The organism is Enterobacter sp. JMULE2 (assembly GCF_013337145.1).
GTDB classification, from domain to species: Bacteria; Pseudomonadota; Gammaproteobacteria; order Enterobacterales; family Enterobacteriaceae; genus Enterobacter; species Enterobacter mori.
Map to the genome: position 1 here is coordinate 275,703 of NZ_SGWD01000015.1, position 26,162 is coordinate 301,864.

General features: G+C 52.8%; 20 protein-coding genes. 3 read left to right on the forward strand and 17 right to left on the reverse strand.

The features are described 5' to 3' along the window. Nucleotides 1–39: 39 nt before the first annotated feature. Genes EXW94_RS19365 through EXW94_RS19375 form a run of 3 tightly spaced genes read left to right on the forward strand, consistent with a single transcriptional unit; the run spans nucleotide 40 to nucleotide 5,388 of the window. Nucleotides 40–2,289 carry a type I secretion system permease/ATPase gene (locus EXW94_RS19365; protein ID WP_108415647.1) on the forward strand — a complete coding sequence of 750 codons (2,250 nt, stop codon included), beginning with the start codon at nucleotides 40–42 and terminating at the stop codon, nucleotides 2,287–2,289. Then, nucleotides 2,286–3,635: an HlyD family type I secretion periplasmic adaptor subunit gene (locus EXW94_RS19370; protein ID WP_108415646.1), complete on the forward strand. Its 1,350-nt coding sequence runs from the start codon at nucleotides 2,286–2,288 to the stop codon at nucleotides 3,633–3,635. Before EXW94_RS19365 ends, EXW94_RS19370 begins: the two co-directional genes overlap by 4 nt. 4 nt (nucleotides 3,636–3,639) lie before the next feature. Further along, nucleotides 3,640–5,388 carry a TolC family protein gene (locus EXW94_RS19375; RefSeq protein ID WP_174340780.1) on the forward strand — a complete coding sequence of 583 codons (1,749 nt, stop codon included), beginning with the start codon at nucleotides 3,640–3,642 and terminating at the stop codon, nucleotides 5,386–5,388. A 72-nt stretch (nucleotides 5,389–5,460) separates the two neighbouring features. Here EXW94_RS19375 and EXW94_RS19380 read toward each other — a convergent pair whose 3' ends face one another. The 17 genes from EXW94_RS19380 to EXW94_RS19460 form a co-directional block, all read right to left on the reverse strand. Further along, complete coding sequence (locus EXW94_RS19380) at nucleotides 5,461–6,450, reverse strand: hypothetical protein (RefSeq protein ID WP_174340781.1); 990 nt, start codon at nucleotides 6,448–6,450, stop codon at nucleotides 5,461–5,463. 10 nt (nucleotides 6,451–6,460) lie between these two features. Beyond that, complete coding sequence (locus EXW94_RS19385; RefSeq protein ID WP_010427862.1) at nucleotides 6,461–7,393, reverse strand: ACP S-malonyltransferase; 933 nt, start codon at nucleotides 7,391–7,393, stop codon at nucleotides 6,461–6,463. A 10-nt stretch (nucleotides 7,394–7,403) separates the two neighbouring features. After that, the gene (locus EXW94_RS19390) at nucleotides 7,404–8,792 is read right to left on the reverse strand and encodes a hypothetical protein (RefSeq protein WP_174340782.1); all 1,389 of its coding nucleotides are present in this window, start codon (nucleotides 8,790–8,792) and stop codon (nucleotides 7,404–7,406) included. Further along, a complete protein-coding gene (locus EXW94_RS19395) occupies nucleotides 8,789–9,562 on the reverse strand; it encodes an outer membrane lipoprotein-sorting protein (protein ID WP_174340825.1) in 774 nt (257 codons plus the stop codon). Before EXW94_RS19395 ends, EXW94_RS19390 begins: the two co-directional genes overlap by 4 nt. Nucleotides 9,563–9,586: 24 nt before the next feature. Then, a complete protein-coding gene (locus tag EXW94_RS19400; protein WP_010427857.1) occupies nucleotides 9,587–10,897 on the reverse strand; it encodes an ABC transporter permease in 1,311 nt (436 codons plus the stop codon). Then, nucleotides 10,898–11,545: a hypothetical protein gene (locus EXW94_RS19405; protein ID WP_126816704.1), complete on the reverse strand. Its 648-nt coding sequence runs from the start codon at nucleotides 11,543–11,545 to the stop codon at nucleotides 10,898–10,900. Continuing rightward, nucleotides 11,529–12,236, reverse strand: a complete 708-nt coding sequence (locus EXW94_RS19410; protein ID WP_089598145.1) for an ABC transporter ATP-binding protein — start codon at nucleotides 12,234–12,236, stop codon at nucleotides 11,529–11,531. Before EXW94_RS19410 ends, EXW94_RS19405 begins: the two co-directional genes overlap by 17 nt. 10 nt (nucleotides 12,237–12,246) lie before the next feature. Continuing rightward, nucleotides 12,247–13,197 (reverse strand): ATP-binding protein, encoded by a 951-nt coding sequence (locus tag EXW94_RS19415; protein WP_108415640.1) that lies wholly within the window; start codon nucleotides 13,195–13,197, stop codon nucleotides 12,247–12,249. An 18-nt stretch (nucleotides 13,198–13,215) separates the two neighbouring features. Next, nucleotides 13,216–14,433 (reverse strand): beta-ketoacyl synthase, encoded by a 1,218-nt coding sequence (locus EXW94_RS19420; RefSeq protein ID WP_108415639.1) that lies wholly within the window; start codon nucleotides 14,431–14,433, stop codon nucleotides 13,216–13,218. A gap of 4 nt (nucleotides 14,434–14,437) precedes the next feature. Next, nucleotides 14,438–16,996 carry a beta-ketoacyl-[acyl-carrier-protein] synthase family protein gene (locus tag EXW94_RS19425; RefSeq protein WP_174340783.1) on the reverse strand — a complete coding sequence of 853 codons (2,559 nt, stop codon included), beginning with the start codon at nucleotides 16,994–16,996 and terminating at the stop codon, nucleotides 14,438–14,440. 100 nt (nucleotides 16,997–17,096) lie between these two features. Then, on the reverse strand, nucleotides 17,097–18,257 hold the full coding sequence (locus EXW94_RS19430; RefSeq protein WP_108415637.1) for an aminomethyltransferase family protein: 1,161 nt from the start codon (nucleotides 18,255–18,257) through the stop codon (nucleotides 17,097–17,099). Nucleotides 18,258–18,286: 29 nt separating this feature from the next. Next, on the reverse strand, nucleotides 18,287–18,568 hold the full coding sequence (locus tag EXW94_RS19435; RefSeq protein WP_029484982.1) for an acyl carrier protein: 282 nt from the start codon (nucleotides 18,566–18,568) through the stop codon (nucleotides 18,287–18,289). 21 nt (nucleotides 18,569–18,589) lie between these two features. After that, the gene (locus EXW94_RS19440; protein WP_010427841.1) at nucleotides 18,590–19,138 is read right to left on the reverse strand and encodes a 3-hydroxyacyl-ACP dehydratase FabZ family protein; all 549 of its coding nucleotides are present in this window, start codon (nucleotides 19,136–19,138) and stop codon (nucleotides 18,590–18,592) included. A 3-nt stretch (nucleotides 19,139–19,141) separates the two neighbouring features. After that, nucleotides 19,142–19,897, reverse strand: coding sequence for an SDR family NAD(P)-dependent oxidoreductase (locus EXW94_RS19445; protein WP_010427839.1), 756 nt, complete (start codon nucleotides 19,895–19,897; stop codon nucleotides 19,142–19,144). Between the two features lie 20 nt (nucleotides 19,898–19,917). Further along, complete coding sequence (gene acpS, locus EXW94_RS19450) at nucleotides 19,918–20,286, reverse strand: holo-ACP synthase (protein ID WP_010427837.1); 369 nt, start codon at nucleotides 20,284–20,286, stop codon at nucleotides 19,918–19,920. A gap of 17 nt (nucleotides 20,287–20,303) precedes the next feature. Next, entirely contained in the window at nucleotides 20,304–21,923 is a 1,620-nt protein-coding gene (locus tag EXW94_RS19455; RefSeq protein ID WP_174340784.1) for a ShlB/FhaC/HecB family hemolysin secretion/activation protein, read from the reverse strand. Between the two features lie 88 nt (nucleotides 21,924–22,011). Beyond that, a complete protein-coding gene (locus EXW94_RS19460) occupies nucleotides 22,012–25,884 on the reverse strand; it encodes a filamentous hemagglutinin N-terminal domain-containing protein (protein WP_174340785.1) in 3,873 nt (1,290 codons plus the stop codon). Nucleotides 25,885–26,162: the final 278 nt, after the last annotated feature.

Consider the following 26,162-nt stretch of genomic DNA (forward strand, 5'->3'; position numbering starts at 1 on the left):
TTCTAAGTGAGGAACGTCACTACAGGTCTGGATTCGATAATGAGCACGCATCTTTCCACCGTTGAAATTAATTCAGAGCACGACTTCAATAATATTGAAGATCCCCGAAAAGATTCCCTTCTGTGGGGTGTTGAATGGCTTTGTATACATCATGCTAAGTTTGCCAGCAAAGAAGTCCTCTATGCTGGCCTGCCAAAAAGCGACAAGCTTGAGCCAGAAATGGCATTGCGCATGCTTGACCAGATGGGAATATCTGCCGGTTGGGTAAAGCGCGATCTGAGCACCCTCTCCTCCTGGCTATTTCCTTTACTGATAGCACGTAAAGACGGGACCTATTGCATTCTTACCGCGCGTAACGGAAAACGCGGAGAACATACTTATAAGATTGTGGTACCGGAAAACGAAGGAACCGTTGTCGTGACGGAGGCGGAGTTAAACGACGTCTACGGCGGTTATGCCCTCGTCACGACGCGCAAGCCGACGCTGGACGAGCGTGCAGACGATCAGCTGTTGCCGCAGGCTCAGGCGGAAGGGCATTGGCTCTATTCGACGCTATGGCGCTACCGCCATTACTTCTACAGCGCGGCGCTGGCCGCTCTGCTGGCGAATATTCTCACGCTGGCAGGCACCTTCTTTACCATGAACGTCTATGACCGCGTCATTCCCACGCAGGCCTACGTGACGCTGTGGTCGCTGGCGATTGGCGTGGTGATTGCCATTGTGTTTGAGTTCTGTAGCCGACAAATTCGAGCCTACCTGATCGACATCGCCGGGAAAAAAGCGGACCTGATACTCGGGGCAAAACTGTTCCGTCAGGTGATGTCGATGCGAATGGAATACAAGCCACAGTCCTCGGGCACCTTTGCCAACCAGCTGCGTGATTTTGAGGCCGTGCGCGACTTTATTACCTCAGCAACGCTGGCAACCTTGTCCGACCTGCCGTTTTGCGCCCTCTTCATGTTCGTCATCTACCTGATTGGCGGCCCGCTGGCGATCGTGCCGTTAGTCGCGATGCCGCTGATTTTGATTGTCAGCATCATCATCCAGTGGCCGCTGGGCCGCTACATGGAAGAGAACGTCCGCGAAATCTCACTGAAGCAGGGTTTGCTGATTGAGAGCATTGAAGGGCTGGAAGCGCTGAAAGCGGCACAAGGCGAAGGGGTGATGCAAAAACGCTGGGATGATTTCAGCGCTCTGGCAGCCGCGTCGTCGATGAAAACGCGTTATCTCTCGATGCTGACGACCAACTTTGTCTCTTTCGTGCAGCAAATCACGACGGTCTGCATCGTCGTTCTTGGCGTGTATCTCATTCACGCTGGCGAGCTGTCGATGGGGGCGATGATTGGGGTGGTGATCCTTTCCAGCCGCTCGCTTGCGCCGCTGGCGTCGGTTGTCGGGTTAGCGCTGCGCTATCAGCATGCCAAAACCGCGCTGAAATCGCTGAACCAGCTGATGGAAACACCGACCGACCGCGATGCCTTGCTCAATTATCTGCCGACGCCGAATTTCACCGGCAGCATGCGCCTCAACAAGGTGGGCTTTACCTATCCGGTGCCGGGCATGATGGTTGCGCCGCGCATCCTCGACAACATCAACATCAATGTTGAAGCCGGTGAGCAAATCGCCGTGCTGGGCAAAATCGGCAGCGGAAAATCGACGCTGTTGCGCGTGATGGCCCGCCTGTATCAACAAAGCAGCGGCCAGATGTTCATTGACGGCGTAGATGCCACCCAGATTGACCCGGCGGACTGGCGAGCCGCGGTGGGCTATGTCGGCCAGGATTGCCGTCTCTTTTTCGGCACGCTGCGCTACAACATCATCATTGGCAACCCCGGCGTAAGCACGGAGGAGTTCCTGCGCGTCGTGCGTCTGACCGGGCTGGATCACGTGGCCGCCAGACACCCGCTGGGTTTTGACATGCCAATTGGCGAAATGGGCAACTGCCTTTCCGGTGGACAAAAACAGCTTGTCGCCCTGGCCCGCTGCCTGCTGCTGCGCCCAAAGGTCCTGCTAATGGATGAACCCACCAGCTCAATGGATGCCATGACCGAAACGCTGTTCCTGCGTCGGCTCAAAGAGGCGACACAAGGGCAAACGCTGATCATTGTGACCCATCGCATGTCGGTACTGAGCCTGGTTGAGCGTCTGATTGTGCTGGAAGACGGGCATGTCGTAAAAGACGGGCCAAAAGATCAGGTGATGGCCAGCCTGAATGAGAATGTGATGAAGAAAAAACAAGCGATGCATTCGGTTGAAGAGAAGCAACAGAAACAAGGTGTAAATGGATGATGAACGAGGACGAAGTGAATCATAACGCCTCAAAGGGAGAGGCCGACTCCGGGACGGATGCATCCTCCACGGCGTTGAGAAAGGTAGACGGCAACGGCGGGAACACGCAGCTGGCAGTGCAAAAACCGCAGGCCACAGGAAAGGTCAAAGCAGACGATTTGAAATTCATGCATGACCTGCAGGGCGCGCTGATCGCACAGAAAACCCCGTTCAGCATGATCATGCTCTACACCATCGCCCTGGTGGTGGTGGTGTCGCTGGTGTGGGCGCATTTCGCCCGGGTTGAGGAGATCACCCGTGGCGATGGCAAAGTGATCCCGGCCAGCCGCGAGCAGCTCATTCAGAGCCTGGAAGGGGGCATTCTTGAGGAGCTGAACGTTCAGGAGGGGGATATCGTCGAGAAAGGGCAAATTCTGCTGAAAATTGACCCGACCCGCGCCGGGGCCAGCTACGGTGAATCCCTCTCTAAAGTGCAGGGGCTTAAGGGCAGCATTGCCCGCCTTCGCGCGGAAGCTTACGACACGCCGTTGTCCTTCCCGCCCGACATCGCCGGAATTGAGTCTATCGTGCGTGATGAAACCCAGGCCTATAACGCGCGCCTCAAAACCCTGAACGAGAGCGTTCAGGCCTTACAGCGCAGCCTGTCCCTGGCGCAAAACGAGGTCAGCCTGTCAGAGCCGCTGGCCCGTAAAGGGCTGATGTCAGATGTGGAGATCCTGCGCCTGAAGCGTCAGGCCAACGAGTTCAGCCTGCAGATCGCAGAGCGGACCAACCGCTTCCGCTCCGACGCCAACAGCGAGCTTAACCGGCTGGAATCTGAACTGGCGCAGGCGGAAGAGATCCTGCGCGGGCGTCAGGATGTGATGAACCGAACCACGGTGGTTGCGCCGGTACGCGGCACCGTCAACAACATTCGCGTGACCACGCGCGGCGGCGTTATCCAGCAAGGGGCGGAAATCATGACCATCATCCCGCTCGAAGATAACCTGCTGGTCGAAGCCAAAATCAAACCGTCCGATGTGGCCTTTATCCATCCGGGGCTGCCCGCCACGGTAAAAATTACCGCCTACGACTACGCCATTTACGGCGGGTTAACCGGCGTCGTCGAGCACCTGAGTTCCGACACCCTGATTGATGAGGAAAAAGCGCGTCAGGGACGTGGCGATTCGACCTATTACCGGGTCTTCGTCCGCACCAATCGGGCGGCATTGCAGGTTAAAGACAAGGAGTTCCCAATCATACCAGGCATGGTGGCGAACGTTGAAATCAGAACCGGGGAGAAGACCATTTTGTCTTACATCCTCAAACCGATACTGAAAGCGCGCGAAGCATTCAGAGAGAGATAATTTTATGGTTAAGGCACGTAAAGAGCGTCGTTGGGCCAGGGTAGCCACTGCGGTTGCACTCTGTTTGCCCTGCTCTTCTTTTGTCATTCAGCTCCACGCGGCTGACGTGGCGCAGGTTAAAAAAGACCTGTCCTCGCTGCCGCCGATGCGCACACAGTCACAGTTAACCCGCGCCGCGCAGACGCCAGCGCAGCCTGCGGTACGCGCGAGCACGCCGGGGACGGTTCAACGGACTTCACTGCCCTCGATGCGCACGCAGTCGCAGTACGCCAGTACGCATAAAACCGTACCTACGCAAACGTACCCCGCATCACGACCGGCAAGCTACGCCGCGACGCAGCAAACAGTGGCACCTGAGCCGAAGCTCGAGAACAGTACGAGTAACAAAGCGGCACTGAAAACGAATTACGATTTCTTCCCGCCCGTTAAAGAATACTATAAGCCCGAACCGGCCTACGCGAACGTTCGCCAACAGGGCGCATCGGCAAGCCTCCGCGCCACTAGCGGCATGTCGCAAGGCTATTTCAACGGTGCCAGCACCAATGATTCGCGGGAATTCCTGCGCAGCATGGTGGCAAGAGCGCTGGCGTACAGCCCTGAGCTGCGTGCGGCCTCCTCTGAGGTTCTGGCCTCGGACTACATGGTGGATCAGGTCAAAGGCCAGCGTATGCCGCAGGTGCGGCTGGGCGTAACGTCGCCGCTGACAACCGTGGGGGGAGACCGCCAGTCGTCCAACAATACGCATATCAGCGACTCCAGCGGGACGGTATCCGTCAACACCCCCGTGATCGACTGGGGACGAATCAGCCATCAGGTCGATAACTCGCTGGAAACGGCAAAAGCGGCCCGCTATTCCAAAGAGTATTCTCGCGAGCAGCTGGCCTATAACACCGTGTCCGAGCTGATGAACATGAGTCGGTACCAGCAAAGTAAACAGGTGGCGAAGAACTATGTTGGCCGCATGAAAGAGCTGGTCAACATGCTGTCGCAAATCACCCAGGCGGACCGCGGCAGAGAAAGCGAACTGGTGCAGGCGAAAGCGAAACTGATGTCCGCTCAGGCGAGTCTCGACAACATCGAGCATCAGCTGAGTGCCAGTAAAATCAAGCTTGTGCGCCTGCTTGGCGCAGAGCCTGTGCTGCCAGAGAATTTGAGCTGGCAGGATACGATTATCCCGGCATCCGTCGCCATCGGCTCGCTGGACAAGAACCCGATGATGCTTAACCTGCAGTCCAAAGTCCGCGCGGCGGAATCGGAAGCAGAAAGCATTAAATCGGCTGCGCTGCCGCAGGTAAACTGGGTGGTCTCCAAGAGCACCGCCAAGGACGGTAACGGTAATGAAGCGGGCTGGTATACCGGCCTGAACGTGGAGTGGGAGGCGTTTAGCGGCGGCTCTCAGCGCGCCGCTCAGATGACGGCCCGCGCAAAAGCCAACGTGGCGCAGCAGCAATATGAAGTGAGCTACCGCGATCTGGAGTATCAGATTAACTATCAGGTGCAGGTACGCGACTCATCATTCCTGCGTGCAGATGATTACGAGCGTCTCTCAGGCGAAACTGACCGCGTGCGCCAGATGTTCTACCAGCAGTGGTATCACCTCGGAAAACGCACGTTGCTTGATGTGCTGACCGCTGAAAACGACCACTTTAACAACCAGCTTTCCGCCATTAATAATCGTTATGATGGGTACATTTCCAACGTGAACGTCATTGCCAGCGCCGCGATGATGCTCACCTGGATGCGGATAGCCTGAGCCGTATCGACCTGATAAAAAAAGCCAGACCCTCATTGCTGAGGGTCTGGCTTTTTTATTGCCCTTCGCGTCTTACCAGAGGGCGTTTTCTTTATCGATCTCCGCCCAGCGCAAATACATGTCGCTCGACATCATGAAATCGTTATGCCATTTCCACCAGGCGTGGAGGGTGTAATAGGCCAGACAAGGCAGGTAGCTCAGCAGGAAGTACACCTCAAACCACACCTTCCACCCCAGCAGCGTGAGCAGCAATCCCACCACGGCCGACCAGACAAACTCCACACCCACCAGCATCACCAGCCTCAGCCACAAAGGTTTTTCGGACAGGCTGCGCCAGGGGATCGTCGGGGAGAAAAATAGGTCGATCTCGTTAAGGAAAAGATGCCCCAGGAAGATATACCGCTTCGTGAACCGTAAAAACAGCAGATTAATGGCCAGCACCACCGCGCAGAGCACCAGCATGGTAATGATGGACTCGAGGGTGAAGTAACGGCCATAGCGATCGAACTGTTCACTGTTCCGTAAGGGGCTAATCGTCAGCAGGTTCATGACGACGGCAATGGCGACATAATGGGACAGACGTTTATATTTCCCTTTGTCCCGCGCCGAGGCGATGACCTGTCGGATGTAGATCGAACGCATCGCCGCAAACATTCCCCAGACGATGAGCGGCGCGACGATGGTCAGCGTCAGCAGCACGATCCCTGGCTGAGCCAGGGTGAGCATCAGCGCAATAATGCCTGCGAAAACCAGCGTGGCGATCGCGAGCACCATCACAGGTTCGACAATCATCGCATTCACCGGCTTATTCTCTTTCTGCAGAAACACAGATAAATCGACATTTTTGACCACGCACTTATAGGCCCAGAACGCCTTGAGATCGGCAATGAAGCTATACAGGATCAGCGCAAAAATACCGCTCGCCAGCCAGGCATCCTGCCGGGTAAAGGAGAACCCGGAGTTTTTCCAGTAAAAACCCATCAGGATCAAGGTCACGATAGAGATAAAAAGAAGGTTCCTTTTATCCTGAAAGCGAATGAACGTTAAATAATCTGGAATCATATCTCGACCATTACATCTCTAATGCTTTTCTGCAGTGCAGGACGCGTTCGGCATTAAAACCGGCAAAATCATTCAGCATTTGACCGAGATAAGGTTTGTTACTCATCTCCAGGAACAGCGGACGCTCTGAATGGTTGATAAATCTGGCGACAGAATCGTTCCATTTCACCGTGTGGGTCAGGTGCAACGACAGATTTTCTTTGATGTTTTCCGGCACGATTTCCATTCTGCCCGTCACGTTCATCAGCACATCATACGCGGGTGAGGTGAAAGGTTGTCCGGCGAGGAAATCCCGCATCAGCTGGACGCCCTCTTCCATTAAACGCGTGTGCCAGGCACCGCTGACGCCGAGTTTGATCGGCTCATAGCCCTCATCCGCCAGTACCTGGGCGAAGTCGCTCAGTGCCGCCGGTGTCCCGCCGATAACCTGCTGGCGCGGCGTGTTGTCACAGCTGATATCCAGCGCAATCCCGGAACGGGTGATGATGTCGCTCAGGGTGGCAAAATCCGCCCCTTTCAGCGCGATCATTGCCCCTTTCTGCTTTTTGCTCACCGCATCCATGGTGCTGGCACGGAAATGCAGGGTGCGGAATAAGGTCTCCAGAGAGACTGCCCCCGCCGCATAGAGCGCACTGTATTCCCCGACGCTGTGGCCGCAGGCCCCCGTCACCCGAAGGTTGGGGAAACGCTCACGGCAAAGGCTATAGAGCGATACGTTGATCGCCGTGACGGCCAGCTGCTGTACCGTGGTCTGGATCAATCTGTTCATCGGCCCCTTCAGGCAGAGTCGGCGAAGATCGAGGCCAGAAATATCGCTGGCGCAATCCCAGATCTGTTTCGTCGTCGAATTCAGATCCCACAGATCGCTGCCCATCCCGATTACCGGGTTCCCTTGCCCGGAAAACAGCAGCACGACAGGCTGCGATGCATTATCAAGCGTCATAGTCATTTCCTTATAAATAATACTTAAAGCCAACATAACCACCGGCGACATCACCGAAGAATGCAAACTCAGAATTTGCGCTACCCAGTGCGGAATAGACGCCGGTATACGCTTCCAGCTGGTCATCAATAAACGTCAGCGGTGCGCTGAGGTGTAGCCCTGCCATGGTGCTTTTATCCAACAGGTTAAGGATGAAATAGGGCTGTGCGGTAATCTGATGCGTGAACTGCACGCTGGACCAGGCGTTGAGATAATGTTTTCCCTGCAGCATGCCTTTGTTCCCGGTATTGCTTATCTCGGAGGCCATCAGGTATTTATAGGAATCATATGCCCTGTCGAGCGGTGCATAGCCTGTGCCGGTGTTCAAAAAGGTCATCAGATCGCGCTGCTTGCGCCATTCTGATCGCGAATAACCTTCGCTCTGGTAATAGTATTCCAGGCCGAAAACGTTGAAGGTATCAGAGGTATATTGCCCGCCCACGGCCAGCTCAACGCCCTGTTTCTCTTTTGTTTCATACAGCGAGGTGGGGAACTGATACCGCTCCAGCTCCGCGCTTTTCTCTTCAGACAGATGACGCCAGCGCTGCTCCGCATGCCACGCCACGTCGGCATTGAGCGTGAGCTGAGGGGTGTAGTTGTAACTGTCTGAAAGCGCGACCGACAGCGAGTCGCCCATCAGGACGCGCATCCCCGGCGTATGGTCACGGAAGACATGGGAGGTATAGCTCAGCAGCCAGGACTCACTGCTGTTGCCACGCTGATTCGCAGACCAGTTCCCGGAGGTCAGATAGTATTCATCCACCGTCGCCAGCTTCGGGATCATCGTCAGCGAAAGCGACTCGTCCCGGTTATCCATCGTCAGCGTTGCAGCCCAGGAGGAAGACTGATAAGCCGAGCGGAGCTGGGGATCGTAAAGCCGCGTCGGTTTTGCACCGTCGTAATAATGCGGCGTGAGATCCGAAGGCGAGCGCAGGAAGAAGAGCCCCGGCCTGGACGGAAGCTTCCCGACCTCAAGCTGCAGGCTGTCCGACAGGGTGTAGACCAGCTTAAGGCGCTCAATTAACAGACGTGAACGGCGGTCATCTTCTTCAAACGCACCGAGCTTACGCGGGGAATACCAGGTTAGCCCATAGAGGGATAAATCCAGTTCAAGCGTATCCTCAATCAGCGAACAGCGGCTTGCGACATTCACCCCGGCATCGTTGTAGATATTGTGTCGGGTGTACGGGTTTCGGCCATTGATTCGCCACTCCGAAATCTGTTTTTTAACGACAGACACCTGCTCATACAGCGTGACAGACGTGTTCTTTGCAACGTCACTGCCGGACAGACAATCCGCGAATACGCTGACGGGCAGCGCGGCGAGCATTAGGGTTAAGCCTGTTAACGTGCGCTTCATTTCACGCCTCGCTGAATAGACTCGCGGGTGAACGCCGATTCAGGTAACGATTCATAACGCACATCGCTGTAGGTCATGACGGAATAGCTCTTGCCGTGGCGCGCCTCTTTCACCACGATTTTCATCGGGCGCATTTTGCCTAATACCATCTGGAAATCCTGATACAGCACTTCTTTAATTAACTTATTGTCCAGAGAGAAATAGGCTGCTTTATAAGGACGGTTATCCCCCTCTTTTTCAACGTAATAGTCCACCTTCGGCCAGGTCACTTCAGCCGATTTACGCACCAGCTCCAGCTTATAGCACTGCGTTTCGCCGCAAGGCTCTTCCCCCTTCAGCGTGGCGTCGTAGGCATATTCAAAGTTGGTGACAATGACGTCGCCATTGGAAATTTGCCCAATCAGACGCTGCTGGCGAGAGACGGGAACAGGACGGCGGAGTTCTGGCGTGTAGAACCATAAATCGTACCAGTCAGAGAGCAGCACCTTTCCCTTGTCGCGCGGCGGATAAATAAAGCGCGCCAGGGAGCGGGCATCCGCTTTCATCTCGCCTTCTGGCTTCATAAAGCGCATGGAGATATCCAGCACCTGTTTATTGTCGGGCTGCGTAGCACCCGTTTTAAATTCATGGATGGTGAGGGTGTAGCGAAAGGGTTTATTTGGCGAACGGACTTCATCCGCACGACGAATAATATCCACCGCCTTGTCATCGGCAGAGGCGGAGTGCGCCCCTGCCGAAAACAGACAGGCACCCAAAAGGAGTGAGGCCATAACACTGCGTTTCATATCGCTTCCTTACGAGAATTTAAATGCGTCCGAAATATTGAGCCGTGAAGCACGTAATGCGGGTAATACCGAGGCCCCCGTGGCGGTCAGGATCGGCAATACCAAGGTTATCCAGTTAAGCGCGACGCTGTCGGTTTTAATAAATGCGGTATAGCCCTGCGATTGCCCCGGCGACGGTGGCATCGCGATACCGTACAGATTAATGACGCTGGCAATGGCGTAACCTATCGCCAGACTGCCAATCGCGCCGATAATGCCGATGAAAATCCCTTCCAGTAAAAACAGGCGGGTCACATGCAGCGGTTTGAGGCCGATGGCTCTGAGCGTCGTAATTTCACGGGTGCGCTCGATAATATTCATCGTCATCGAATTACCGATCATGAAGATGACAATCAGACCGACAATGAGCTTAATAAAGAAATAGATCCCGGATAACAGCCCTTCCACCTGCTGATAAAATATCGAGGCGTCTTTCCAGTCTTTTACGATCAGCGGTAAGTTATGCTCGGCAATAAAGCCACGCAGTTTCGCCGTGAACGCGGCAGTATCGTCCTCTTTCAGCAGGATCAGCACTTTACTCACGCTGTTAGTGCCCATAATACGTTGAGCCGTACCCAGCGGAATTTTCATCGCCACGTCATCGTAGTCTTTGATCCCGGATTCAAAGATGCCGCGTAGCTTCATGGAGAGCGCGCCCTGCCCGCCCTGCGTATTGACCACCAGCACGTCCAGCCAGTCGTCGTAATGCGCATTCAGCGTTTTCGCCAGGCCGCTTCCCAGCGTGATTTCGTCCGTGCGGATGCGGGACAGATCGCTGCCGGTGATTAATTTATCAAACGAGCCCAGCTTCAGTGCAGGTAGCGGTTCAACGCCCAGCGCGGAAAAATAGCTGGAGGTTTCACTCTCATACTGTGAAATAACGCCGGTGAACTCCAGCTGACCAGAGAGCGTCGAGATATCCTCAGCCAGAGCCGGATCGTTAAGAATCGCTTTCTTTAATGCCGGATAATCGTCGATCAGGCTTTTGTTTTTATTAGAGGTCTCAAAATAATTTTTGTTATAAATTTGCACATGACCAATATTGGTTCGAATCGTTTGCTCTTTCAAAATCCAGAAAGAGTAATCAATAAACCCGCCGTACAGGAAAATCGACACGCCGCCCAGCATGATGGCCGCCATGGTCGAAAACGATCGCCTTTTGTGGCGAAACAGATTTAAAAAAGCAAACTTCACGTCCCGCGATCGGAATACGACACACCAGAGGACAAAAAGCAGGATCAACAACACAACGCTATTCGCTAACACCATTTCCCCGGACATTTATTTCCCTTTCGCCAGCGGCAACAATACTTCTGTCACTTCGTTGATATCCCACTCTGGCGCACTGCCCGATGCCAGAGACGATGCCGTATTCGCATTACGCAGTTCAATCTCTGCCAGTAACGCGTCTGCCTGCCGCTTGCGTTTGCAACTCAACAGCGCGCGATAACGCATTTCGTTGATGTGTTCCACCAGCCCGGCATTGAATACGTCAGGCGTATTCAGCATTTTTTCCGTATCGTTTAACGTCACCACGCAGCGCCCGATTGACGCAGGCAGCCAGGCATCGACCCGGGCACGCATATAGCGCACCAGCATGTTGTCTTCATACAGATCAACCGCCTCGTCCAGATAGAAAAAGCCCGTTTTCCCGTACTCAGATGCGCGAATAAAATCGTTGGTCTGGAGAGCGCGATCGGCCTGACGCAACGTTCCGTAGGCATAGAAAACCAGCGAAAGAGGATTGTCGTTGGCTTTGTATTCTTTAAAGAGCGACTGCGTCATCTCTGCAAGCATGTCCGCTTCCTGCGGAAAACCGCTCTTAATGACATGCTCGGCGACGGGCGCCGGTGCGGCTTTGATGTTCCCGACATAGGCCAGGCACAGCAAAAACCAGCAAAGAAGGAAAAAATTACGATTGTGAATCATGAACTAAAACTCCGTCCTTAATTTCAACCACGCGCCGCGCACGCTCTTTAAGCTGGCTTGAATGCGTGGAAATAATAAAAGTGGTGCGCGTCTCCTGGTTAATTTTCAGCAGAAGATCCAGAATGGCCTCCCCGGTGACCAGATCGAGGTTTCCGGTCGGCTCATCGGCAATGACCACCTGCGGGTCGTGCGCCAGCGCCCGGGCGATGGCCACGCGCTGCTGCTGGCCGCCCGAAAGCTGGCCCGGTTTACGCTCGGTGAATCCCGCAAGCCCGACGCTGTCGATGAAGTGCAGCGCCCGCTCTTTGGCCTCTTTTTTCCCGACGTGGCCGTTTAACACCAGCGGGAAAAAAACGTTATCGAAAACACTCAGTACCGGTATCAGATTGAAAAACTGAAAAATAAAACCCAAATGCTTGCCGCGGATCGCCGATAATTGGTCTTCCGGCAGATGATTCAGTAATTTTTTCAGAAACATCACCGAACCGACGGTGGGTTTATCAATTCCCGACAGGATATTTAACAACGTACTTTTGCCGCTGCCGGAAGGCCCGCAGAGCGCCAGAAATTCGCCTTTTTCTATTTCCAGATTGATATTTTTCAGGGCATCGACTTTGCCTTCGCCCGAGCCATAACTCTTATAGATATTGTTCAGCGATATCGTTGGGAGTTCTTTAATTATTCCGCTCATGGAGATGTCGTTATTCCTTGCAATATTCAATGTCGAAATAGCTGTAACCAAACTGCTTGTCGGGAACGATGGTTCTTAATCGCCCCGAAAAATCAGCATGTTGTTTGAGCCAGGCAAAACTTAACGCTGGAGTCAGGCAGCCGCTGGCACCGTAGAGATCAACCAGATCCAGCGTGTTCTTCGCGGGCAGCGTCGAGCGAGACAGCAGGTCTTTTCGCAGGCCCGAAAATGCAATCTGTTCAGGAACCTGAGTGTGCTCAATGGCATCGGCCATGACGTATTGCCCACCCTTCACCCGGATAGCGCTTTCCTGCTGGCTGAAGATGAAACACCCGGCGCGTTCAACCGTTAAATTGACGTCTTCGGCCTTGCCTTTACGCTTCTCTCCCCACTTGAGGGCAATGTCTTCATCAGAAAACACCAGGATCGGGATCGCCCGGTACGCCGTGCAGATCACGACAAAATCAAACACATCCCAGCTCAGGTAGTCGTTGGCCAGGCTGAGGGCCTGCACGAAGGATTGCTTCTCACCGCGGAGCTTGCAGGTGGGAGCGTTAACCGAGAATTTCTTGACCAGATTTTTGGGCAGCGTGTCGATCGTTGAGATATGCAGCGCGCTGGAAATATTCTCAAACGGCCCGGATTCCCCCCAGGCGTCGACATAAATAAATGCCGTGCGCTGCTTCAATAACCGCATCCGCTCTTTAGTGGGCAGCGCCATAAGCGCGTCATCCGCCGCCTGCTCCATCGCCTCAAGGTATTTTTGATATTGCGGGTTACGGATCATTTCACCGGGATAGAGATCCGGCTGCGTACCAAAACGTTTTAATCCCCAGCCATGAGCGTGGGTGGATTTCATCGCCTTATTGTATAAGTGTGCTTCCCAGGCGTTTAACCAGCTGGGTTGATAGAAATAAAATTTATCTTCCGGCTCAATAAGCGAAAATGAGGATAAATACATAGGGCTCTCCATAATCGTTCAAAGGCCTCGATGAATATCAGACATCACGGCACCGATAATTGAACCATCCACGCCAACCCCTACCTTAAGCAGATGGTTTTTGTGGTGCCCAATGATGCCGCGGTCAATAACAACATGCTGCGCAACGCTATCAATAATGGCGTCGTTGCCCACGGGTGAAATCAGCTCTTTCTGCGATAACGTATGGTGACCAATAATTAAATCGACGATGCCTGAGCCGGTGGCGGTATAGCCAATCTGGCCTTTATAGGCCAGAACCGGAAGGGTATTTCCCTCAGCAAAGACCTCTATCGCTTTTGCTTCCGCTTTATCACTGATGGATGAGCCGTTGCCGTGCGGCATAATCGCGCACAGATCTTCCGTGCTGAGGTCCGCTTTTTTCATCGCGGCCTGCATCACCTTTAATACATTGGTGCTGAGCCAGGAACTGTCATTGCTTCTTCCGGCACTGATCTGCGTGTAGGTAGTTTGCAGTCGTATCCCATGCCCTGCTTTTCTGGCGCGTCGGTGGCGCGCATTTTCCAGCAGGATCGCGCTGTATCCCTCAGCAAAAAGAACGCCTTTACTGTTTTCACCGAACGGCTGGACCAGGTGCGTATCCAGCATCGACTGGGTATCGAGGAACCAGATATCCTGGGTTTTAATTTTTGAGCAGTTCACCACCAGCACAATATCAACGCCGCCATGCTCAATTGCCTGGCAACCTAAATGCACCGCCGTCATCGCTGAATTACTGGTGCAGTTCATATTGGGCGGTAAATACTGCAGGTGATATTTACGCGCAAGATTTCCGGCAATACGATCCTGAGACATATTATCGACGTGCAGGGTCATTAATGATTTTGTCAGATGAATATCTTCAATATCATTTTTGTTATAGAAACTCTTGAAAGCCATGCCATCGACCCGAGGGCCGATGCCAGTTAAATAAACGCGGGCGTTGCACCCGGCCAGCCATTGAACATCTAATCCGGCCTGGGCGAGTGCATCGTCGATCAGACGATAAAGCAGATCTAATGCGCTATCATCCGTATGATCCAGCGTGGCAATATGCTTATTGCCATCGAACCCACACTTAATTGCCTCGTCGTCGGATTTAAACCAGGGCTTTCTTTCAACACGTTTGCCCAGCTTCAGATTTTGAATAAGCTGAATACTGTCTTCGGCAAACGGCAGACAGGAACTGAACCCCGAAATGATAGCGGCATTATCCACAATATTATCCTTTAATCACAAACGCGTAGTAGTTGCCGCCTTCCGTCGCGCCCACCAGCAGCACGTGCTTCAGGGCGAGCTTCAACGGTTCACGAACGAAGTTGATTCGCTTATCGAAGAACTCAACGGTATGAGGAATGGCGGGAACCGCCTGCTTCTTAATACAGTCAATGATGACGGCCAGGTTAAGCAGCCCGGCAGCAGACGCGACAAAGCCAAAGCAGGCGTTATAGTTCACGATCGGCACGTCCGGTTTGGCCTGAGCGAAGGCTTCAACGATGGCATCGATTTCAATGCGTGAGCTTTCATCGCTACCGTTGCTGGTGCCGCAGACCAGATCGATCTCCTGCGCCGTGACGCCGGCATCCTTCAGCGCACGGGTAATCGCCAGCGCCATGGAGGCGGATTTCTCGTCCTGCTGAGAGGCATCGAAGTAGCTGTTGCTACAGGCTTTACCGTAACCGACTACTTCTGCCAGCACCTCAGCACCACGCTCTGCGGCGCGCTGCGGATCTTCCAGCAGCAGCATGCAGGCACCTTCGCCGGGAATGTAGCCCTTCGAATCGTTACCGTAGATGTGGTAGTCGCGAGCGTCAGAGGTCATATGGAGCTTGCGGGTGACGGCATCCATATAAAGTGACATCGACGGGAAATACTCGTCCGCACCGCCCACCAGCACCTGCGGCTGCAGATCCTGACGCACGATTTCGTAGCCGTAGGTTAATGCGCCTAATGCCGCATTCTCCCCGGTCGCCAGGGTGGTGGTGTAGCCCTTGATCCCTTCGGAAATACCGCAGAACGTAGGGATTGAGTTCATCAGCGAGCCCGGGAACTCAGAGGTTCTGACCTTGCGCGGGTCTGGCTTCAGGCTTTGCAGGTATTTGTAGGTGGTTTCCTGCGGGCCGCTGGACATTCCCATTACCATGCCTAGCGCATCGCCATCGCGTTTAATTTTACGCTTCGCCTGTTCCAGCGCTTCGGACAGTGCAATCAGCGCGAAGGTGCCGCCACGGGTGGCTTTACGCGGGTCAAAGCGACGCAGATGCTTACGCGGCTCAAGGCCGGTGACCTGGAAGGTTTTAAAGTGTTCGTTCGCTTCCGGACGGGTGGCCGTCAGCACGCTGAACTCTTCACCAAACAGCGTCTCAAACTGACGGGTTGATTCAAGCACATCCAGCAGCTCTTTCGCCTCTTCCAGCGTGTCTTCCGGGAAGGTGACGCCGCCCAGTTCAACGGTATGGTTCTGCTTCCAGACGTTATCGAGGATCTCGTTAACGGTGTGACCAATCGCAGAGACGGCCCCCAGACCGGAGATTGCCACGCGTTTTTCGTCGTAGGTGCTGACCGGAACAGAACACGGATCCATGCTGATAATCATGCTGCAGTTATTACCGCCAAAGGCATAATTGTTCTTCATGAAGAGGTTGATTTTCTGGTCGCGGAAGTCGTTTGGCACGTAGTCCAGATCGCAGTTTGGACGCGCGTTGTTGAAGTTCAGCGTCGGCAGAACGCGGTTATCCGGCAGCGTCACCAGACACGCGATCAGTTCGACGATACCCGCCGCACCGATGTTATGGCCAAAGTAAGACTTGGTAGAGCTGACCAACAGCTTCTCGTTGTTGGCGAACACCTTTTTCATTGCCAGCGTTTCGATGCGGTCGTTCGCTTCAGTGCCGGTACCGTGGGCGTTGACATACTCAATCTGCTCCGGGGTGACGCCCGCGTTTTCCATCGCCTTATGCATCACCTGTACGGCACCGCTGGCGCGCGGATCCGGTCCGGTTTCGTGGAACGCATCGCAGGAGGTGGCGTAGGAGAGGATTTCACCGTAAATGGTGGCACCGCGCGCGACGGCGTGCTCGTACTCTTCCAGCACCACGGCGCCCGCGCCTTCACCAATCGACATGCCGGAGTTGCCGGAAAACGGCGTACAGGCTTCCGGATGCATGACGTTCAGGGCATAAAAGCCGGCGAAGGTTGGCAGGTAGATCGGCTCTGTCCCGACGGCCAGCATCGTTTTGCTTTTGCCGTTCTGGATATAGTCAAACGCCATGCCGACCGCGTTAGGGCTGGCCGTACAGGCGGTCGCAACCAGTTCTACCCCGCCCTGCAGTCCGAGCAGCGTAGAGACGCTGGAACAGCAGGAAGAGAAACCGCCGGAGAACAGCGCTTTACGCAGGGAGAAATCTTCCATGCGTTGTTCAAACAGCGGTAAGAACGCCTCGGTGCCCGCGGAGGAGACGCCCACAATCAGGCCCGTCTCTTTCAGGTGCGTCTTGTTCTCGGCCAGCCCCGCCTGATTCAGCGCGTCTTTACCGACCTTATAAGCCCAGAGTGCAGCATTATCCAGTGACGCAATAACGTCATCCGGTAATTCTGAATAATCAATATCATGTAACACTTCAGCCGCGCGGGCGTTTTCAAACCATTTTGAAAAACGCACGCTGTCGGTGACGCCATTTTTTTTATTTAATAATGCGTCTCTAAAATCCTGAAGGTTTTCTGCCAGTGAGGAAAGGATCCCAATCCCGGTAATAACAACGCGTTTCCGGTTTGTCTTCATAACTATGTACCACCGTGTACAGACACTAAACAGCGAGAAAGGATCCGTGGCGTTATATTGCCCACGGATATCTCACTCACTGTTAAAGATGAATAATGAATTACAGCGCGCTTTTCGCTTTAGACGCGTCGATAAAGCTGTGCTCAGTCGGATTAACCAGCATGCTCAGGTTATAAATAAATGGCATACCTTTGGTTTTTGCCGCGACGGTTTGCGTATTCGTTTGAATAGCGAAACCGCTGATATCAGACCATGCGTATTCATTTTCCAGCAGTGCCAGCGCAATGAAGCACTGCAGCGCCGGAGAGAAGACCGCTTTCACAACGTTACCCACAGCCTGACCGTCAACCAGCACGCTGTCGCCTGAAGCAATGCCCGCGCATTCCCCTTCGACGATCATGCCGATAACCTTGCGCGCGCCTTCACCGTGAGACAGTTCTTCAACGGCGTCTTTACCCACAAAGCCTTCTTTGTCGTACTGCACGGCCCACTGCAGCTGCAGCTCTACCGGGTTAAGGTTGTAGCCAGCCCACAGCGCGTCATCCCAGCCTGGGTTTTCGATACGCACAATTTTCTGGTAGTCCAGCCCGCCGGTCTGCAGCTGGTATTTGCTACCGTGCTCCAGCAGCTGCTGCCACTGATCCAGCAGCTGTTCCTGCTGGCCCACAACCATGTAGGCGAACTCGCCGTGTTTGCCGCAGCGGAATACCATCAGTTCGTTATCGGTATTCATGTACTCGTAGTAAGGCAGGCCGATGACGTCGAAACCGTGGATCTCGGACATCAGCTCCCAGGAGTAAGGCCCTTCAACCATGATTGCGCCCCAGCTCTGCTCACGCATGTCGGCAATTTCCGGGGTTTCCTGGATATCCAGCTCGTCGGCTTTTTCCAGAAGGGCATTCAGACCCGCGATCAGCTCAGATGACGGGATGTTTTCAGACAGGATGTAATAGCCGTCGGATGAACAGAGCACGTACACGTCGCCGCGGACGGTACCGTCTTCATTTAGCACCAGAGAGTAGATCCCCTGCTCGTCACGAATAATAGAGACATCGGCAGAGACCAGGTTATTCACCAGGGCCCATGCGTCATCACCCATCACGCTGACGATGGACATGTGTGAATAGTCCACCAGCAGGGCATTTTCACGTACGGCTTTGTATTCCACCATCGGGTCGTGATAGGCAGAAGGAACGTTGGCATTGTTGTAAATGCCCATTTTCGCATTGTTTTTCAAATGGAAATCATAAAGAGACTTCATAACGGGATCCTGTTATTCGCAAAGATAAATTAAGCTTTTTTCTTCTGGATGATAAACGTCGCCAGATTATTGATACTTCTCATATAAGAAGGATCGTCGCTTTCGTTAACTTTAATATCGAAAACTTTATCCAGCATGACCACGATTTCCGTTGCATCGACGGAATCCAGCTTTAAGCCATTGCCAAACAGGGCTGTATCATCATCAATTTGAGATTCATCGCGCTGAATATTTAAACGCTGAATAATCTCGGTTTTAATTGTCATCAGCACATCCTTGCGCTGGTCAATTTCATTTTTCATTGTTGTCATGGTATTAACTCTCTCAGGGGTTTACTTACTTTCGCGGTAATTAATAATGGTGCCGTGGCTGATTAATCGCTTCCCGACGTTCGCCGTCACGGAATAGTGCTTAAAGCCATGAGCATCAGAAAATGCCAGCTTGCTGGTGACTTCAATCGAGTCGCCAGGGTAGGCAATGTCTTTAAATTTTAAATTCTGGGCAGCCAGTACGCCGCGCACCTGCGCGCGACGGGTGCGGATGATCTCCCGCATCTCATCACGCGTGATGAGCGCATGGATATCGCGTAACGATTTGAGTTCACCACCGTACGTTTCGCTGTAGATATCGCAGATATCGGTGAGGAACGAGAGGTACTCACTGGCCTGACCAAAGATTTCAGAAATAATCACCCCGGGCATGATCGGATCGTCCGGGAAGTGCCCGAGCAGATAAGGCTCGTTATAGGTGATGTGCTTCGTCACCTTCACAAAGCCATTTTCGCCGTATTTGAAGTCATCAATTCTGTCGACCATCAGCAGCGGCTGACGCCAGCCGCCCATTTCCAGAAAGATCTTCGAGGGGATAACGTATTTAGACATAACTCACCGCATCACCAGGCCGCCATCGATAACGATGGTTTGGCCCACAATGTAACTGGACGCTGTCGAGCCCAAATAGACGACGGTATTGGCCACCTCGTCACATTTGCCCAGACGACGCAGCGGAATAGAGGCGGTCACGCCGCGCACCACCGTGCGGGAGACTTTCTTCACCATTTTGGATTCAATCATCCCCGGCGCGATGGCGTTGACGCGCACGCCGTAAGGTGCCAGTTCGGCAGCCAGCGTGCGGGTGAAGCCCAGAATCGCCCCTTTAGACGCGCTGTAGTTCGCCTGCCCGACGCTTGGGATAATGGCCGCAATGGACGCGACGTTGATGATGGCCGGGTTTTCTGAAGAACGCAGCAGCATTAACGCCTCTTTGGTCAGGCGGAAAATACTGAACAGGTTGGTGTCCACCACCTGGCTGAAATCATCAAAGCTCATTGAGGCAAAGAGGCTGTCTTTCACAATACCGGCATTGTTTACCAGCACATCCAGCTTGCCGACGGCTTCCGTCAGGTGAGAACAGAGTGCAGAAACGCTCTGCGGATCGGCGAGATCGCACTGAATAATAGACAGCTTGCTGCCCGCCGGATGCGTCTCTTTCAGCTCCGTTAACTGCGTAGCATTTGATTTATACAGCGCGTAAACATCGCAGTCCTGATCGAGAAACTTCGCGCAGATCGCCAGACCAATATCTCCGCTCGCTCCGGTGACCAGAACCGTCTTTTCCTTAAGATCGTTATATTGATACATAATATTCACAAATAGTTAGGTTAATAAAGTATGACAACGGCAGTCGCATAATTCTGACAATGCGAAATACTGAGCGAGGCATTCTCGAGCTGCTTTTCGACAAGCATCTCTTTTACTCGCCCGGAAAAAATAAAATGGGGGCATCCCAATTCGTCATGGCCAATTTCGATATCCTTAAAGGTGATCCCGTCGCGATATCCACAGCCGAGCGCTTTGACGACCGCCTCTTTTGCCGCCCAGAATCCCGAGGCTCGTTCATAATTCGGGTCTTCGCGGTTAATTTTTATATTTTCCTGTTGGGTAAAGACGCGATGTAAAAAATCGGTTTGCCAGTTTTTTATCGCCCGCTCTATTCGCGAAACTTCCACGATGTCCGTGCCGATACGCATTTTTCGTACTTCCCTGTTCAGAGCTGATAAGAAACATTCAGATTAAAATTAAATTTATTCACGTCCATGCTGCCCGGGTATTTTACCGGCATGGAGATTGACGAATCGTACGCCAGGCTTTTGACGTTACCCTGAATACCTATTGTGCTGCCGATGATAATCTCTTCGCCGTAGAGGCTGTCCCGTCTTATATGGCCTGCGTCGACACCCAAATAGTAGTTAGCGTCTATGCCCCGCACCGGACGATAAACGGTATTTTGCAGGTAGTATCCGCTGTTCCCGGTGAGACCCACGCTGTTTTCAAACCCGCGCACGCTCCAGCGGTCGCCCATCGTCATTTGGTCCTGCAGCGTCAGCTCGCGCGGCGCGTATTGCGCCAAAAAAAAAGCGTTATACACATTGCCGCCGAGCTGGCGGGTATAGTTGCTTTCAACATTAACAAGCTGGCTGACAGGGCTGACGTTGCCATAGATCATATCGGGCGTATGTTCCGCCCCGAACCAGCTCAGGAATCGCTGCCAGGAGAGCGACGAATCCCAGTGAGCATTCACTAACTGCTGCTTATAGTTAACGCCAACCTTGACGTTATCCATATCGCGCTTCTGCAAGACCAGCTCTTCCCCCTCCACCGTATATCCGGATTTCCGGCGTATCAGCTCGGCGCTGCCGCTCACCTTGCGGGTTTTATCCCGATAGAGCACGCGTGATGCTTTGAGGTTTGCGTAATCACTTTTCCCCGCATAGTCCACGGTGGTGTAGAAAAGCGGTAGGGTCTGACGCGACTTGCTGGTGCTGTAGAACAGAGAATAGTTCCAGTAGCCTACCGGCAGCGCGTAGTAACCACTCACACTTTCATAGCGGCCATTGGTGCTTTTTGTTCCCGCGAGATAAAACAGGTCGCTGAAGCGGGCAGTGTTGTACAGGTAACCCACTGCAGAGGTCAGATACTGCCCCGTTTCTTTCACACCCCAGTTGTTATAGCTCGCCCGCACGCTCCAGTTTTTTTCACGGTTCGTGTTGATGTGAATCGTGCTATATCCCTGCTTTGTGCCCGGTTCGATGTTGATTTTGACGTCAACACCCGGCTCCTGCTGGAGGTTTTCCAGCCCCTGCTCAATATCGCGAATATTCAGGATGTCTTCTTTCGCAAAAGGCAGCATCAGCGGATTAATGTCGTTACTGTCGACAATAATCTTTTCAATTTTCCCTGCACTCACGTCAAGCTTCAGCGTGCCGGACGCAATGTTTTGCGTTGGGATCGTAATACGGGTGGTGATGTAACCCGCATCGATATAAAAATCTTGCAGCGCCGCGGCAATTTTCACCACGCCAATACTGCCTACACAGCGGCCGAGGATCTCTTTTTTGATTGCCCTGTCGGTCTTACGCTGAAGAAAATCATTTTCAAGAACCAGAGACCTAATCGTGAAGCAGTTCTCTTCTTGCGGTAAATCATTCAGCCTGAATACTTTACGTTCGGTACTGGAATAAACGTCCTGCCGGTATACCTTTTGTTCTTTGAAAGTATTCAAATCGGCATTTTGCTGCTGTTTAATCAGGTTATTAATACCCTCTTCCGCGAAGGCATGAAAACTTAACAGCAACAATAAGGGTAAAAATTTAAATCGCGATTTCATTAACTTTCTCAGAAAAAAAGGCAGCAGGGTCTCGTTCTGACTTTGCGCTATCAGGCGATAGCTGCTGCCTTGTGTTACACCTTACAAATTACATACCTACAACGTCGCCGGTATTGGTCACTTTATTTGCATTAAGTTCCATACCAGACAGGCCGCCAAATACGGCGTTGCTACCGCTGTTAGTCAAGTTGTTGACGGTGACACCGGCAACACCATAACTCACCATATTCAGGTAGTTATAGATATTGCCCGCTGTTTTCACCAGCAGGGTATAATCGCTCACGATATTACCGCGGTTATTAATGTCGGTACCGGCATTAATCGCGATATTCTGCGCAAGGATATTGCTGTTGGCGTTATTGGTCACATGACGCTGTGTATCAATTTTCGCGCTGGTCACACCCACGATGTCTTTATAGTTCTCAACACCGTTCAGGGCATTAATTGCCAGTGCGTTACCTGAAGAGATGGCATTGCGGTTAGTCAGTGCGCCTTTCAGGATATTGAAGTTCAGATCGCCTTTACCGCTGATCCAGCCGTAGTTGGTCACGCTGTTATCGACAGTCAGATTAACGTTCTTGTCTGATGCGATAACGCCGGTGGCCGTGTTGTTCTCCATGCTGCCATCGCTGTAGTTGCTCAGCGAACCTGCGGTCACGTCCAGGTTGCCCGCGCTGTAGGTGGTAGCATAGTTGTTATAGAACGTACCCGCTGCTTTGATAACAGCATCTGCACCGCTTACCAGCATCGCACGGGTGTTATCCAGCGTCCCTTTGGACAGCACGCTCAGCGCACCTTCATCCGCGATGATGCTGCTGTTGTTGTTGTAGACGTTCTGACCGGAAAGCGACACGCCTTCACGACCAATCATGCCGCCAACATCGCCCGTCACGCCGAAGGTTTCGCCATGATTACGAACAAAGTTGTTACCGTCACGGTTTTCAATATTCCCTGCCGCGTTAACGGAGAGCTTATTGTCCGCCACGATCATTGCGGTGTTGTTGTACACAGTGCCTTTTGCATCGACGGTAACGTTCTTACCTGCGATCAGACCATTGTTGTTATCAACGGTGTTGGCCGCCAGCTTGATGTTACCCGCCTGCGAAAGAACTGAACCACGGTTGCTGTCGAAATTACCTGTCAGCGCCAGATCGATATTGCCGTTTGCTGCAACCCGACCGTAATCGTTATTCAGTCGGTTCGCTTTCAGGGCAATGTCGCTACCGGACAGGATCTGACCGTAGTAGTTATCAACCGTTCCACCTGCAGTGATAGTCACGTCGCCAGTCTCAGAGCTGATTTCACCGCGGCTGTTATTCACGTTCCCGGCGGCAGTCAGCGTTAAATCACCGACCGCTTTGATTTTGCGCGAGTTGTTATCAATGGTATTGGCACTTAAGGTCGCGTCACCATAGCTGATCATATTCAGATCGTTATAGATGTTACCTTTCGCGCTCATTGCCAGGCTGCTGTCAGCAACGATGTTCCCGCGGTTATTGATGTCATAACCCGCGGCGATCGTAACCTTATCGCCAACCATGTTGCTGTTGGAGCTGTTGGTCACGCCACGCTGGGAATTCACCACCAGATTCTCGCCAGCGGCGATATCTTTCAGGTTTTCGATACCGGTCAGCGCGGATACCGTCAGTGATTTCTCAGCAGAAACGGTATTACGGTTGGTGAAAGAGCCGTTCAGAATGTTGACGATGGCATCGCCCAGGCTGCTGATCCAACCATAGTTGGTCAGGCTGCCCTTCAGATTCATGGTCAGGTTCTTATCCGCCGCAATCACGCCCGTTGCATTGTTGTCTTCGAGCGCGCCGTCGCTGTAGTTGCTCAGGCTGTTGGCCTCGATAGCCATGTTGCCCGCGCTGTAGAGGGTGGAGTAGTTGTTGTTCAGCGAACCGCCAACCTTGATGGTGGCATCTCCGCCGCTCACCAGCAGTGCGCGGGAGTTATCCACGTTGCCTTTTGCCAGCAGGGTCAGTGGGCCATCTTCAGCAACAATACGGCTCTGGTTGTTGTAGATGTAATTCCCGGAGAGCGAAACGCCTTCTTTACCGACCATACCGCCGTTCTGCTGCGGCATACCGAAGTAGGTGCCGAACGCAGAACCGAAATCGGTACCGTAGCGGTTTTCGATGTTATCGCCCGCAGTGACGCTTAATACTTTGCTTGCAACGATGAACGCCGTGTTGTTGTTCACGCCTGCGTTGGCATTAATGGAAACGTTTTGTCCCATAATGAAGCCGCCGCGGTTGTTCAGGGCATTGGATGCCAGAGCAACATCGCCCTCTTCAGAGCTGTAAACGCCAATGTAGTTCGTGATGTTGCCACCCACCGCAATGCTAACGCCGGTTTTACCCGCCACGCCGCCGTTGTCGTTACGCATAGAGGCCGCTTTGGCGATCACTTTGCTGGTGGAGTTCAGCTTGCCGGAGTAGTTATCAATAGCGCCGGCACTTTCCAGGGAGATATCGCCATTCGACGCCATCTGCCCACCGTTGTTATTGATGCTGTTCGCCGCAATCTGCACGCCCTTCTCGGCGATAATGCCTAAAGAGTCATCGCTGGCGGTATCGGCCGTTTTGGTCGAGCCGTTGTTGACCGCACCTTTGGCTGCGATTTTCGTGAAGCCGCCCGCGGAACGGATGATACCTCTGTTGTTGTCGACGTTGCCGCCGCTGACAACGTTCACATCGCCCAGGGAGTCAACCAAACCGCTGTTGTTGTTCACCGCGGCAGACTCAAGGCCAACGTATCCGCCCTTAATCTGACCGTTGCTGTTGTTCAGCGTACCGGTTTTTAACGCCACGATACCGGCTTCAATCCCAACCGCATTGCCTTTACCGTAGTTGGTTAAGGTATTGCCGTTGGTGTCGGCCGCCAGCATACCCGCCGCCGCCATTTTGCCGTTGGTGTTGTCGACAGCGCCGCTGTTGACATAGAGGTCAGCCATCGTCGAGATGTTGCCCGAACGGCTGTTGTTGAGGCTGTTTTTGTTGGTGTCCAGCGCGATGGTACCGACGGAGGTAATATCCCCGGTGGTGTTGCTCAGTGCGCCATTGGTTTTGATATTGATCTGACCAGAGGACTCAATGCGTGCATTGTTATTCAGCAGCTGGCCGTTGGCGTCAATATTGACCCCATTGAGACCACCCGCAATAACGCCCTGGTTACGGACGCCGACACCGCTTTCGGTGCTGACGAGGTTGATCTTGTTGGCGTACATGCCGCCCAGCGCAGCAACGTCAATGCTATTGGCATTACGCGTACCGGCAGCGGTTACCGACCCGGTCACCTGGCCTGCAGCGTTAACGTAGTTATTGCCCGCCACAACGTTCAGCTCGTTAGCGGTGACTTTATCCGTCACAACGACATTACGAGACAGAATTTCAGTTGGGCTGGAGTTATTCAGTTTACCCAGGGTAATGGTGCCACCGTTGACGGAGTAACCCGCCAGCTGGTCATTCTGAATATCCGGCGTACCGGTCGTCAGGGTCAATTTACTGGTGTTAATTGAACCACCACCGTTAACGGTAATACCGTTCGGGTTGGCGATAATTAAATCTGCCTTATCACCTGCGACTTCCATCATGCCGTTAATAGCAGAGGCATTTTTCGAGGTCACTTCGTTGAGAATAACTTTCGCTGAGCCGGAGGTCAGGTTGCTGTTACCCTGAATCTGGCCTGCCAGAACGGTATTCGATCCTGCAGCACTGTTATTGAAGATCAGACCGTTCTTGTCCACGTTTAACTTGTCATACACATTATGCGAAAGCCCCTTATCGTTGGCTTTGTTAATGTTAATGACAGGCACGTTTCCAGCAGAAGCAACGATACCGTTCTTCATGCTGATCTCTGCTGTGTGCGCAACAAATGGCAGAGCGAGCAGAACCGAAGCGGCAACAGGGTGCCACTTAAGCTCTAATTGAAAGACATTATTCTTTTTACTTTTCATTATTACCTACTCTTTATTACGGAATCATTACATTCTTTTAGAAATATAACTTCGCCACTCTAAATAATTACTTCACATCCTATGATGATTGACCTCCTGTGGTTTCCTTCCATTTCATTAATTAGAATTTAAGAGCATAGAATTGAGGCTAATTCTGTCATTTTTGATCTGAATTGGCATTCAGACTGCACCACATATATGGAACTTTTGATTAGGAACAAGTCATCCAATATTCGGAATTTTATACATCCCGGATAGTGTTGACCTGTTCCGTTACT